This window comes from Klebsiella sp. HC6 (assembly GCF_022605325.1).
GTDB classification, from domain to species: domain Bacteria; phylum Pseudomonadota; class Gammaproteobacteria; order Enterobacterales; family Enterobacteriaceae; genus Klebsiella; species Klebsiella terrigena.
Genome location: NZ_CP093276.1, coordinates 612,886 through 625,367, shown reverse-complemented (window position 1 = coordinate 625,367; position 12,482 = coordinate 612,886). Strand labels below are relative to the sequence as shown.

General features: G+C 62.7%; 8 protein-coding genes and 2 pseudogenes. 5 read left to right on the top strand and 5 right to left on the bottom strand.

Going from position 1 to position 12,482, the window contains the following annotated elements:
* Positions 1 to 4 precede the first annotated feature (4 nt).
* From lsrB to lsrA, 4 genes and pseudogenes are all read right to left on the bottom strand, one after another.
* Positions 5 to 1,018 (bottom strand): autoinducer 2 ABC transporter substrate-binding protein LsrB, encoded by a 1,014-nt coding sequence (gene lsrB / locus MMW58_RS03035; protein ID WP_241722728.1) that lies wholly within the window; start codon positions 1,016 to 1,018, stop codon positions 5 to 7.
* 7 nt (positions 1,019 to 1,025) lie between these two features.
* A pseudogene (gene lsrD / locus MMW58_RS03030) lies at positions 1,026 to 2,019 on the bottom strand (autoinducer 2 ABC transporter permease LsrD).
* Positions 2,019 to 3,053 (bottom strand): autoinducer 2 ABC transporter permease LsrC, encoded by a 1,035-nt coding sequence (gene lsrC, locus MMW58_RS03025; RefSeq protein ID WP_133600873.1) that lies wholly within the window; start codon positions 3,051 to 3,053, stop codon positions 2,019 to 2,021. Before lsrC ends, lsrD begins: the two are co-directional and overlap by 1 nt.
* The gene (gene lsrA, locus MMW58_RS03020) at positions 3,050 to 4,537 is read right to left on the bottom strand and encodes an autoinducer 2 ABC transporter ATP-binding protein LsrA (protein WP_241722727.1); all 1,488 of its coding nucleotides are present in this window, start codon (positions 4,535 to 4,537) and stop codon (positions 3,050 to 3,052) included. Before lsrA ends, lsrC begins: the two co-directional genes overlap by 4 nt.
* A gap of 219 nt (positions 4,538 to 4,756) precedes the next feature.
* On the opposite strand from lsrA, the gene lsrR reads away from it, so the two are divergent.
* From lsrR to MMW58_RS03005, 3 genes and pseudogenes are all read left to right on the top strand, one after another.
* Positions 4,757 to 5,728 (top strand): transcriptional regulator LsrR, encoded by a 972-nt coding sequence (lsrR, locus tag MMW58_RS03015; protein ID WP_045856735.1) that lies wholly within the window; start codon positions 4,757 to 4,759, stop codon positions 5,726 to 5,728.
* A 37-nt stretch (positions 5,729 to 5,765) separates the two neighbouring features.
* Positions 5,766 to 7,416: pseudogene (gene lsrK, locus MMW58_RS03010) on the top strand (autoinducer-2 kinase).
* Positions 7,417 to 7,528: 112 nt separating this feature from the next.
* The gene (locus MMW58_RS03005; protein ID WP_241722726.1) at positions 7,529 to 9,550 is read left to right on the top strand and encodes an NADPH-dependent 2,4-dienoyl-CoA reductase; all 2,022 of its coding nucleotides are present in this window, start codon (positions 7,529 to 7,531) and stop codon (positions 9,548 to 9,550) included.
* A gap of 59 nt (positions 9,551 to 9,609) precedes the next feature.
* Here MMW58_RS03005 and rlmG read toward each other — a convergent pair whose 3' ends face one another.
* Positions 9,610 to 10,746, bottom strand: coding sequence for a 23S rRNA (guanine(1835)-N(2))-methyltransferase RlmG (gene rlmG / locus MMW58_RS03000; RefSeq protein WP_241722725.1), 1,137 nt, complete (start codon positions 10,744 to 10,746; stop codon positions 9,610 to 9,612).
* A gap of 85 nt (positions 10,747 to 10,831) precedes the next feature.
* Here rlmG and MMW58_RS02995 point away from each other — a divergent pair, with 85 nt between their 5' ends.
* Positions 10,832 to 11,335, top strand: coding sequence for a M48 metallopeptidase family protein (locus MMW58_RS02995; RefSeq protein ID WP_041147337.1), 504 nt, complete (start codon positions 10,832 to 10,834; stop codon positions 11,333 to 11,335).
* A 70-nt stretch (positions 11,336 to 11,405) separates the two neighbouring features.
* Entirely contained in the window at positions 11,406 to 12,395 is a 990-nt protein-coding gene (locus tag MMW58_RS02990) for a Gfo/Idh/MocA family protein (protein ID WP_241722724.1), read from the top strand.
* Positions 12,396 to 12,482 lie beyond the last annotated feature (87 nt).

Genomic DNA, 12,482 nt, shown 5'->3' with positions numbered 1-12,482 from the left:
CCCGTCAGAAGTCGTAGTTGTTGATGTTCTCTTTGGTGAACACCACGCGCTCCGGCAGCAGCACGATGCCGTTGCCTTTCGCCTCATACTGATAGCCCTGGACGCTGTTTGGCTCGACCTTCAGCGTTCCGATATCTTTTACCTCCACGCTGTCGCCAACGTTAAGATCGCCTTTTTTCAGCAGACGATCGGCGACGTTAACCGCAATTTTCCCCTGCTGAACCACATCCCACAGGCCGAAAGCCTTCACCGTGCCGCGCTCGACGTACGGGCGCATAACGTTCGGGGTGCTAAAGCCAACAATCGCCACCCCCTGACGCTTGAGGTTCTCCGCCGCCTGCGCCGCCGCCGGGAGCGCGTTGGCGTCCGGGGCGATAATGGCGTCGAGATCCGGGTAGGCTTTTAAGATGCCCTCGGCGGTTTGCAGCGATTTGGTGGCGTCGTTATAGCCGAACTGGGTGGTCACCACTTCCCACTGCGGGTGCTCTTTGGCAATCTTCGCTTTGGCCTCTTTGACCCACTGGTTCTGGTCGGTCACCGTCGGGCTGGAGTAGAAGAACGCCACCTTAGCGGCCGGTTTGGTTACCTGCTTCGAGGCCATATCCACCAGCAGGCCGCCGAGCTGCTGCGGGGTGCCCTGGTTGATATAGATGCTGCGGCATTCGGGTTTGGTATCGGAGTCCCAGGTCAGCACCTTCACGCCGCGCTGCATCGCGCGCTTGAGCGCCGGACACAGGCCGTCCGGCGACACGGCGGAGACGATAATCGCGTTGTAGCCCTGGTTGACGAAGTTGTTGATCAGCTGCACCTGGCCGGAGACGCTCGGTTCGGTCGGGCCGTCGTAGGTCACGTCGACCCCCAGCGCCTTGCCCGCCTCTTTGGCGCCGTTGCCGCCGCTGGTAAAGAAGCCCACGCCGACGAGCTTAGGAATAAAGGCAATGCGGTCTGCGGCCTGGGCGGTCGCCACGCTCAGCGCCAGCGCCAGGGCGCTCATCTGCAGGATTCGTTTGGTTTTCATCGTATGTTTATGCTCCGAGTGTTTTATGCGCGAGAAAGGCGTCGCCAGGTCATTCGCACCCATTCATGGTGCAGGCTCAGCGAGCGCCCCATCACCACCACAACCAACAGCGCCCCTGACAGCGCGCTCGACACCTGGTTGGGGATGCCGACCATCTGTAAACCTTGTTGTAAATATCCCACCAGCAGCGCCGCCAGCGCCGTGCCGATAATGGAACCTGACCCGCCGTAGATATTCGCCCCGCCAAGCACCGCGGCGGTCAGCGCCGGCATCAGCAGATCGCGGCCGAGGTCCGATCGCGCCGAGCCAAAATAGGAGACCATCACCAGCGCGGCGATGGCCGAGGCCACGCCCACCAGGCCATACAGCACGTACGGCATGCCGTTCACCGACAGCGCGGCATAGCGCGCGGCGCGCGGGTTTTGCCCGAGCAGAAACAGGTGGCGGCCAAAGCGCCCGCGGTGGGCCAGCAGCCAGAAGAAGAAGGTGATGACGATAAACAGCACCAGCGGCAGCGGCAGGCCCAACAGGGTCAGGTTGGCGAAGGCGGTGAAGGCGTCTGGGAAGCCGCCGATCCCTTCATAGCCGGTCGCGCCCGCCATGCCGGAGAGCAGCAGCGCCCCGCCGCCGTAGAGGTAGAGGGTGCCGAGGGTGATCACCAGCGGGCTGATGCCGGTGTAGTGGATCAGCGCCGCGTTAATCAGCCCGCACAGCAGGCCGAGCGCCAGGGTGAGCGGAATGGCCAGCCCCAGCGGCCAGCCCGCCTGCATCATTACCCCCAGCGCGATGGCGCACAGGCCGATGGTCGAGCCAAGCGAAATATCGATCCCGCCGCTAACGATCACCAGCGTCAGCGGCAGGGCCACAATGCCGATACAGATAAAATCGCTGGTGCTGAACAGCAGCATATTAATATCCAGCATCCGCGGGTTAATGGCCCCGAACAGCAGAATTTCCACCACCAGCAGCGCCAGCAGCGCGCTTTCCCAGCTGAGCTTCATCACGCCACCTCTTTGTTTTTACGCTTTGTGAACGGGGCCACGCCCTTTCCCCCCTTATTACCGGGCTGAAAGCGGGCATATTTCAGCGCCCGCTGGTGGCGGCTCAGCGCCTGGCGCAGCCGCCCGTCGAGCACCAGCACGCCGAGCAGCACCAGGCCGGCAATAAAGTCATTCCACCACGCCGGGAGCCTGAGCAGCACCAGCACGGTATCAATCTGAGTAAGGAAGAAGGCGCCGAGAAACGCGCCGATGAGCGTCCCGGTGCCGCCGAGCAGGGAAATACCGCCGAGCACGCAGGCGGCGATGGCCTTCATCTCCAGCCCGCTGCCGGTCTGGTTGGGCACAAAGCCAATCTGGGCGGCAAAAACGACGCCGGCGCAGGCGGCCAGCATGCCGTTAAGGGTGAAAGCGATCATCCGCGTGCGGTTGACCGCCACGCCCAGCTGGCGCGCGGCGGTGAGATTATCGCCGACGGCGTAGAAATCGCGGCCAGCGGCGGTGCGCGACAGCATCCAGGCCCCGGCCAGCAGCAGCGCCAGCACCAGCCAGCCCAGCGGCGAGACGCCGATAAACGCCGGTTCCGAGAGCGACTTGAGGCTATCCGGCAGGCCTTCGATCCATTTGCCGCCGGTCCACAGCAGCATCACCCCGCGATACAGCCCGAGGGTGCCAAGGGTGGCGACAATCGCCGGAATACGCAGACCCACCACCAGCAGGCCGTTAAAGGCCCCCGCCAGGGCGCCAATCGCCAGCGCAAACGCAATCGCCGCCGTCAGGCCATAGCCGCCGTTGAGCGCCACGCCCACCGCGATGGCGCTCAGGCCGACGGTGGAGCCGACGGAAACGTCGATGTTGCGGGTCAGCATCACCAGGGTTGCCCCGAGCGCCAGCAGGCAGAGGATCTGCGAGCTGGCGAAGATCATGCCCAGGGTCTGCAGGCTGAAGTAGGCCGGGTTGAGCGCCACCAGCCCGGCAAACAGCACCACGATGGCGAGAAAGGCGCTCAGTTCGCGATTTTTCAATAACGTTTTCATGCCGCGCCTCCAAATGCCAGCGTCATCATGCGTTCAACGGTCACCGCCCGGCGCGCCAGCTCGCCGCTCTGTCGGCCCTGATGCATCACCAGCACCCGGTCGGCCAGGCCAACGAACTCGTCCAGATCGCTGGAGATCATCAGCACCGCCACGTTCTGCGCGGCGACGCTTTTCAGCAGCTGGTAGATATCGGCGCGGGCGGAAACGTCCACGCCGCGCGTCGGCTCGTCGACGATCAGCAGCAGCGGGTTGGCCTCAAGGCAGCGCGCCAGCAGCACCTTCTGCTGGTTACCGCCGGAGAGGGTGCGCACCGGCTGGTCGCTATCGGCAAATTTGATCCCCAGCGCCCGGTGATAGCGCTCCACCACCGCCGCCTCGCGTTTATTCTGCTGCCACAGCGACGGCTGGTTAAACATCACCGTGTTCCAGCGCACCGGCGCGTCGAGAAACAGCCCGGAAACCTGGCGGTCTTCCGGCAGATAGACCAGCCCGGCGGCCAGCCGCGACCGGGTGCTGGCGTCGCTGATATCGCGGTTCTCCAGCCAGACCCGCCCCGCGCGCGGCGGCCGCAGGCCGTAAAGGGTTTCGGCAAATTCGGTGCGCCCGGACCCCACCAGCCCGGCGAGGCCGACGATCTCCCCGGCGTAGATCTCGAGGCTAAGATCGATAAACCCCTCGCCGGTGAGATCCTCCACCCGCAGCACCGGGAAGTCCTGCGGCTGGGTACGTCGGTTGCCCGGCAGCGCCAGCCATAGCTTCTGCGTATCGCTAAGGGCGTGCTCCCGGTCGGCGGGCGTCATGGCGCTCACCAGCTGATTGTCGCTGTAGTCGGCGGTATGCCCGCTCAGCACCACCGCGCCGTCGCGAATCACCGAGACGTGGCTGGCGATCTGGCGGATCTCCGGCAGCTTGTGCGAGATAAAGACGATGCCGACGCCGAGATCCTGCAGCGCGCGGATCTGGCAAAACAGACGCGCCGTTTCGCCCGGCGTTAAGGAGGCGGTGGGCTCGTCGAGGATCAGGATCTGCGCTTTGCGCATCAGGCCGCGCAGGATCTCGACCATTTGCTGATCCGCCACCTCAAGGGTGCTGGCCGCCGCGTCGAGATTCAGCTGGCAGCTGAGCTGCTGCAGCTTTTCCTGCAGCTGCGCGGCGCTATCGGCGCGCTTCGGCAGGCGGAACAGAATGTTTTCCCGCACCGTCAGGTTAGGGAACAGCATCGGCTCCTGCGGCACCAGATAGACGCCCTGCTGATGGGCCAGCGCGGGGGTCAGGCGCGTAAAGGTGCTGCCGCCTAGGGCCAGTTCGCCGCTGTCGGGGGTTTCTACGCCGGCGACAATCTTCATTAGCGTCGATTTCCCGGCGCCGTTGCCGCCCATCAGGGCATGTACCTGGCCGGAAAATAACGTGAAATCAATCGCCTTCAGCACGCTAATGCCGGAGAACTGTTTGCAGATTTGGCGGGCTTCAAGCAGTGGCTTCATTATCACGCCTCGGTTTGAACAAATGATTTTTTAATTTAATAATGTTCAAAAGCGTAGACCCTGAACTATATTTACAACCGTGCGAGGATCACAGTTTTATGCTTTAGATCGTTTGGACAAAACCAGCGAACAGCCAAAGATCGGTTTTGCCGGCCGGCTCACATTTTCCGACCGTGCAATAGCGAACATATGATCTAAATTTTTATAAGAGTTCACTTTATGAGCGAAAAACGCATTACGGAAGAGAGCCGCTACGCCGGGCTGGCGTTAGCCGAGGAAGAGCTGGTGGCGCGGGTGGCCTGGTGCTACTACCACGACGGCCTGACGCAGAACGACATTGGTGAACGCCTGGGGCTGCCGCGGCTGAAGATCTCCCGGCTGCTGGAGAAAGGCCGCCAGTCCGGGGTGATCCGCGTGCAGATCAACTCCCGCTACGAAGGGTGCCTGGCGCTGGAGACCGAGCTGCAGCGGCGTTTTGACCTCAAGATTGCGCGCGTGCTTCCGGCGCTGAACACCCCGCCGATGAACACCCGCCTGGGGATCGGCGCGGCGCAGTCGCTGATGGGCGTGCTGGCGCCGGGGCAGCTGCTGGCGGTCGGTTTCGGCGAAGCGACCATGAGCTGCCTGCAGCATCTGAGCGGCTTTATCAGCTCTCAGCAGGTACGGCTGGTGACCCTTTCCGGCGGCGTGGGTCCCTACATGACCGGCATCGGCCAGCTGGACGCCGCCTGTAGCGTCAGCATTATCCCGGCGCCGCTGCGGGTCTCCTCCGCCGACGTCGCCGAGATCCTGCGTCGGGAGTCGAGCGTGCGCGACGTGATCCTCGCCGCCACCGCGGCGGATGCGGCGGTGGTGGGCATCGGGGCTATCGACCAGCGCCGCGACGCCACCATCCTGCGCTCCGGCTATATCAGCGAAGGCGAACAGCTGATGTACGCCCGCAAAGGAGCGATAGGCGACATTTTGGGTTATTTCCTGCAGGCCGACGGCAGGCGGGTTGAGGGGCTGGAAATTCACCGGGAACTGCTCGGCGTGACCCTCGACGAGCTGGCGCAGCTGCCAACTATCGTCGGCGTTGCCGGAGGAACGGAAAAAGCGCAGGCGATTTACGCGGCTCTGATCGGCAAGCGGATTAATGGCCTGGTAACGGAAGAGACAACAGCACGCGCGGTGCTCACGCTGGCCTCCTGATGGCCCTGCGCCGCGCAACACCAGCGAGGCGCATGTCATGAGTTACCTGTTAGCGTTAGATGCCGGGACCGGCAGCATTCGGGCGGTGGTTTTCGATCTTGCGGGGCGCCAGGTGGCGGTCGGCCAGGCCGAATGGAAGCACCTGAGCGTGGAAAATGTCCCCGGCTCGATGGAGTTCGACCTGATCACCAACTGGCAGCTGGCCTGCCAGTGCATCCGCCAGGCGCTCGCCGCCGCTCACCTCAGCGCGGCGGATATTCAGTCCGTCGCCTGCTGCTCGATGCGCGAAGGGATCGTTTTATATGACCGCAACGGCGAGGCCATCTGGGCCTGTGCCAACGTCGATGCGCGCGCCAGCCGCGAGGTGGCGGAGCTCAAAGAGATCCACGATTTCCGCTTTGAGTCCGAAGTGTATGAGGTTTCCGGCCAAACCCTGGCGCTCAGCGCCATGCCGCGCCTGCTGTGGCTGGCCCACCATCGCCCGGATATCTATCGCCAGGCGGCCACCGTCACCATGATCAGCGACTGGCTGGCGGCAAAACTCTCCGGCGAGCTGGCCGTCGACCCGTCCAACGCCGGCACCACCGGGATGCTCGATCTCTTCAGCCGCGACTGGCGTCCGGCGCTGCTGGATATGGCCGGGCTGCGCGCCGATATGCTCTCGCCGGTGAAAGAGACCGGCACGCTGCTGGGAGCGGTCACCGACGCCGCGGCGCAGCAGTGCGGGCTGCGGGCGGGCACGCCGGTGGTGATGGGCGGCGGCGACGTGCAGCTGGGCTGCCTCGGCCTCGGGGTGGTACGCGCGGGGCAAACCGCGGTGCTGGGGGGCACTTTCTGGCAGCAGGTGGTCAACCTGCCGCAGCCGCGTACCGACCCGGAGATGAATATTCGCGTCAATCCCCACGTCATTCCCGGCATGGCCCAGGCGGAGTCGATTAGCTTCTTTACCGGCCTCACCATGCGCTGGTTCCGCGACGCCTTCTGCGCCGAAGAGAAGCTGGTGGCCGAGCGCCTCGGCGTTGACGCTTACTCCCTGCTGGAGGAGATGGCCAGCCGGGTGCCCGCCGGCTCCCACGGAGTGATGCCGATCTTCTCCGATGCGATGCATTTTAAGCAGTGGTACCACGCCGCGCCGTCGTTTATTAACCTCTCCATCGACCCGGAAAAGTGCAATAAGGCGACCCTGTTCCGCGCGCTGGAAGAGAATGCGGCGATTGTCTCCGCCTGCAATCTCGCGCAAATCTCCCGCTTCTCGGGGGTCACCTTCGATAGCCTGGTCTTCGCCGGCGGCGGGTCGAAAGGCGCGCTGTGGAGCCAGATCCTCAGCGACGTCACCGGCCTGCCGGTGCGCGTCCCGGTGGTGCGCGAGGCCACCGCCCTCGGCTGCGCCATCGCCGCCGGGACCGGCGCCGGGCTGTACGCCGATATGGCGGCGACGGGTGAAAAGCTGGTGGGCTGGCATCGGGAGTTTACCCCTGACCCGGCGCACCGCGAGCTCTATCAGGAGATGATGAGCAAATGGCAGTCGGTCTACGCCGACCAGCTCGGACTGGTGGACAGCGGACTAACCACCTCCATGTGGCAGGCGCCGGGGCTCTCTCCGACAGCGCCTCGCCAGCGGACGTAACCCACCGGCTACCGCGCCATCGCAGAGAGCCGATGGCGCGGCGCCGCGCATCATTCTTTGAATCCCATCACAATCGCCGCACTCCCCTTTTCCCTTTTTTCCCACGACGGCTAAATTAGTAACTCATCCGACCACATAACAATAATGTTACATATTCGTCACTGGAAGCCATTATGAGCCACTATCCGTCGTTATTCGCTCCGCTCGACCTGGGCTTTACCCAGCTTAAAAACCGCGTGCTGATGGGCTCCATGCATACCGGGCTGGAGGAACACGCCGACGGCGCGGAACGGCTGGCGGCCTTTTACGCCGAGCGCGCGCGTCACGGGGTCGCGCTGATTGTGACCGGCGGCGTGGCGCCTGCCGCCTCCGGCGTTACGATGGCCGGCGGCGCGGTGCTCAACGACGCCAGCCACCTTGCGCATCACCGGCACATTACCGACGCGGTGCACCGCGAAGGCGGCAAAATCGCCCTGCAGATCCTGCATACCGGCCGCTACAGCTACCAGCCGCAGCTGGTGGCCCCTTCGCCGCTGCAGGCCCCCATTAACCGCTTTACCCCGCACGCCCTGAGCCACGACGAGATTCTGCAGCTGATCGACGATTTTGCCCTCTGCGCCCAGCTGGCGCGGGAAGCGGGCTACGACGGCGTCGAGGTGATGGGCTCGGAAGGCTACCTGATCAACGAATTTCTCGCCGCGCGCACCAACCACCGCGACGACGGCTGGGGCGGCGACTACGCTCAGCGCATGCGCTTCGCCGTCGAGGTCGTGCGGGCCGTGCGCCAGCGCGCGGGTGACGACTTTATTATTATTTATCGCCTGTCGATGCTCGATCTGGTGCACGATGGCAGCACCCTGCCGGAAGTGATTACGCTGGCAAAAGCCGTTGAGGCGGCGGGCGCGACGATTATCAATACCGGCATCGGCTGGCACGAGGCGCGCATTCCGACCATCGCCACCCCGGTGCCGCGCGGCGCCTTTAGCTGGGTGACCCGCAAGCTGAAAGGCGCGGTGTCGATTCCGCTCATTACCACCAACAGAATTAACGATCCGCAGGTGGCGGAGGCGATCCTCGCCCGCGGCGACGCCGATATGGTATCGATGGCCCGCCCCTTCCTCGCCGACGGTGAATTCCTGACGAAAGCGCAAAGCGGCCGGGCGGATGAGATCAATACCTGCATCGGCTGCAACCAGGCCTGCCTCGATCGGATCTTCGTCGGTAAAGTGACCTCCTGTCTGGTTAACCCGCGCGCCTGCCACGAAACCCTGATGCCGGTCATCCCCGCCGCCGCGCCGAAACGGCTGGCGGTGGTTGGCGCGGGCCCCGCCGGGCTGGCCTTTGCCGTCAACGCCGCCTCGCGCGGGCACCATGTGACGCTGTTCGACGCGCAAAAGGAGATCGGCGGCCAGTTTAATATCGCCAAGCAGATCCCCGGCAAAGAGGAGTTCTATGAAACCCTGCGCTACTACCGGCGGATGCTGGATCTGACCGGCGTCGATCTGCGGCTGAATACGCCGATCGACGCCGATCGGCTGATGGCGTTTGACGAGACGATCCTCGCCACCGGTATCGCCCCGCGGATGCCGGATATCGACGGCATTACGCATCCGAAGGTGCTGAGCTATCTCGACGTGCTGCGCGATAAGGCGCCGGTGGGCGATAGCGTGGCGATTATCGGCTGCGGCGGCATCGGCTTTGATACCGCGATGTACCTCAGCCAGCCGGGGCCCGCCACCAGCCAGGATATTGCCGGCTTCTGCGAGGAGTGGGGAATTGATACCAGCCTGCAGAGCGCGGGCGGACTGCGGGCGGAAGGCGCCCGGCAGCCGAAAAGCCCGCGCAGGATCGTCATGCTTCAGCGTAAAGCCGGTAAGCCCGGCGACGGCTTAGGCAAAACCACCGGCTGGATCCACCGCGCCACCCTGCTGGCTCGCGGCGTGAAAATGATCCCGTCGGTAAGCTATCAGAAGATCGACGATGAGGGGCTGCACGTGACGATCGACGGCGAAGCGCAGTTGTTCAGCGTCGATCGGGTGATTATCTGCGCCGGCCAGGAGCCGAAGCGCGAGCTGGCGGATCCGCTGCGGGCAGCGGGGAAAACGGTACATCTGATAGGCGGCTGCGACGTGGCGACGGAGCTCGATGCCCGCCGCGCGATTGCCCAGGGAACCCGGCTGGCGCTGGAGATTTAGCCGTGCTTGCCCGGCGGCGCTGCGTCCGTCCGGGCAACCGCCGCTGGCAAGTTCGTCAATCAGCGCAGCCTGCGCGCCTTCACCGCTTTCAATACCACGAACTTATTGTTAGTGGCGATGGTGGTGCAGTTGCCGAAAATTTTCTTCAGCTTATGGAAATAGTCGAGGTGACGGTTTGCCACAATATACAGCTCGCCGTTGATCTTCAGGCAGCGGCGCGCGTGGTGGAACATCTCCCAGGCGATATTATCCGTCAGCGCATGCTTCTGGTGGAACGGCGGGTTGCACAGCACGGCGTTGAAGCGGAAAGGCTCCACGCCCGACAGCGCGTTGTTAATCATAAATTCGCAGCGGTCCAGCGCTTCCGGCATGTTGGTTTCAACGTTCAGGCGGCTGGAGGCAACGGCCATCGGCGATTCATCCACGAACACCACGCTGGCCTGCGGGTTTTTCTCCAGCAGCGTCAGGCCAACCACGCCGTTGCCGCAGCCGAGATCGACAATCTCGCCTTCGAGGTTGGAAGGAAGATGCTCAATAAAGAAGCGCGCGCCAATATCCAGCCCGGTGCGGGAGAAGACGTTCGCATGGTTGTGGATAGTCCAGTTGGTGCCGTCCAGCTTCCAGCTGAGGGTCTCCGGCGCATCGGCCAGCGCGGGCGCGCTGAAGGTGCAGTTGATCAGGCGCGCTTTCTTCCAGGCCAGGGTCGTGGTGGTCGGGCCCAGCACCTTTTCAAACAGCTCCAGCGTCGAGGTATGGATATCCCGCGCCTTGGCTCCCGCGATAATGCGGGTTTGCGGCGTCACCACCAGGCGCAGCGCGCGCAGCTGCTGCTCCAGCAGCGCCATCGTTTTCGGCACTTTTATCAGCACCACGCCCGGCGCCTGCGGGTATTCGGCGGTGCTGTCGAGAAACTTAACGCTGGATTCCGCAATATCGTTATGGCGCAGGTTCTCGCGGGTGGCGAGCTCGGTGAGGTACGAATCGCCGATGCTGTAAGGCGTATGTTCGGCCAGCGCGCAGCTCAAGGCGCCGAAGGTGTCGTTCAGAATCAGGACCGGGCCGTTAATCTCCGTATCGTCCAACTGCTGCAGCAGGTATTCATCCGCCGCTTCCCACGCCAGCAGCGGGTTAACGTCGTCCGTTTCCGGGAAACGTTTCAGTGTCAGTGAACGGAAACCGTTGTCTAAGTGGCTCATCGGCCCTCCTGAGTGGTAAAATTTTGGCGTTATCCCTGAAAAGGGTGCGTGAGTATACCCTTTTTATTTTTTATTTGGGGCTTTGATGAGTCAACTAACTTACCTGCAGGGCTATCCGGAGAGTTTACTCTCCCAGGTGCGCACATTAATTGCCGAGCAGCGCCTTGGCGCGGTGCTGGAAAAACGCTATCCGCAGAGCCACGACGTCAACAGCGATAAGGCGTTGTATCAATATACCCAGGATCTGAAAACCCGCTTTTTGCGCGGCGCGGCGCCGGTGAATAAAGTGATGTATGACAGCAAGATCCACGTGCTGAACAACGCCCTCGGCCTGCATACCGCCATTTCGCGCGTGCAGGGCGGCAAGCTGAAGGCGAAGGCCGAAATTCGCGTCGCGACGGTGTTCCGCGACGCGCCGGAAGCCTTTCTGCGGATGATTGTGGTTCACGAGCTGGCGCATTTGAAGGAAAAGGACCACAACAAAGCCTTCTATCAGCTCTGCTGCTATATGGAGCCGCAGTATCACCAGCTGGAGTTCGATACCCGCCTGTGGCTAACGCACCTTTCGCTAAATCGTTCTGCGCAGTAGCGCACTGGTTTTGTCATGATGGCATGCTAGAGTGACAAAAGGTTCCCTTTCACGGAGTTCGTCAACCTTTATGATTCGTTTCGCAGTTGTTGGCACAAACTGGATAACCCGCCAGTTTGTCGATGCCGCCCATGAAACCGGCAAGTATAAGCTCACCGCCATCTACTCCCGCAGCCTTGAACAGGCGCAGGCTTTCGCTAAAGATTATCCGGTCGAACACCTGTTCACCTCGCTGGACGATCTGGCGCAGAGCGACGCCGTTGACGCGGTGTATATTGCCAGCCCGAACTCCCTGCACTTCCCGCAAACGCATCTGTTTTTGACGCATAAAAAGCACGTGATTTGCGAAAAGCCGCTGGCCTCCAATATCCGCGAAGCCGAAGCCGCTATCGCCGCCGCGAAGGAAAACCAGGTGGTGCTGTTCGAAGCCTTTAAAACCGCCAGTCTGCCAAACTTCCAGCTGCTGCAGCAGTCGCTGAGCAAAGTGGGCCGCCTGCATAAAGCCTTTATCAACTACTGCCAGTACTCTTCACGCTATCAGCGCTACCTCGACGGCGAGAACCCGAACACCTTCAATCCGGCCTTCTCTAACGGCTCGATCATGGATATCGGCTTTTACTGCCTGGCCTCGGCGGTCGCGCTGTGGGGCGAGCCGCGCGCCGTCCACGCCAGCGCCAGCCTGCTGGAGAGCGGCGTCGACGCCCAGGGCACGGTGGTGCTGAGCTATCCTGATTTCGACGTCACCCTGCACCATTCGAAAGTGAGCGACTCGACGCTGCCGAGTGAAATCCAGGGGGAGGCCGGCGCGCTGGTTATCGAGAAAATCTCCGAATGCCAGAAGGTGTGCTTCATTCCGCGTGGCGGGAAAGCCCAGGACCTGACGCAGCCGCAGCATATCAATACTATGCTGTATGAAGCGGAAGAGTTTGCCCGGCTGGTTGAAGCCAATCAGGTGACTCACCCGGGTCTGGAGGTTAGCCGCATTACGGCGAAGCTGCTGAGCGAGATCCGCCGTCAGACCGGGGTCGTTTTCCCGGCGGACAGCCAGCCTGCGGCGTAAAAGAGTGTAAGGTGCCGTCAGCGACCATTGACGCCATTTATGACTTGTAATACTTTGTTACGCGCAAAGGGGAGTAACTTCCTTGCC

Bases quoted from the DNA above. Each gene is read 5' to 3' on its own strand.
- lsrR (WP_045856735.1), top strand. From the start codon at position 4,757: ATGAGCGAAAAACGCATTACGGAAGAGAGCCGCTACGCCGGGCTGGCG.
- MMW58_RS03005 (WP_241722726.1), top strand. From the start codon at position 7,529: ATGAGCCACTATCCGTCGTTATTCGCTCCGCTCGACCTGGGCTTTACC.
- MMW58_RS02990 (WP_241722724.1), top strand. From the start codon at position 11,406: ATGATTCGTTTCGCAGTTGTTGGCACAAACTGGATAACCCGCCAGTTT.
- lsrA (WP_241722727.1), bottom strand. From the start codon at position 4,537: ATGAAGCCACTGCTTGAAGCCCGCCAAATCTGCAAACAGTTCTCCGGC.
- MMW58_RS02995 (WP_041147337.1), top strand. From the start codon at position 10,832: ATGAGTCAACTAACTTACCTGCAGGGCTATCCGGAGAGTTTACTCTCC.
- lsrB (WP_241722728.1), bottom strand. From the start codon at position 1,018: ATGAAAACCAAACGAATCCTGCAGATGAGCGCCCTGGCGCTGGCGCTG.
- rlmG (WP_241722725.1), bottom strand. From the start codon at position 10,746: ATGAGCCACTTAGACAACGGTTTCCGTTCACTGACACTGAAACGTTTC.
- lsrC (WP_133600873.1), bottom strand. From the start codon at position 3,053: ATGAAAACGTTATTGAAAAATCGCGAACTGAGCGCCTTTCTCGCCATC.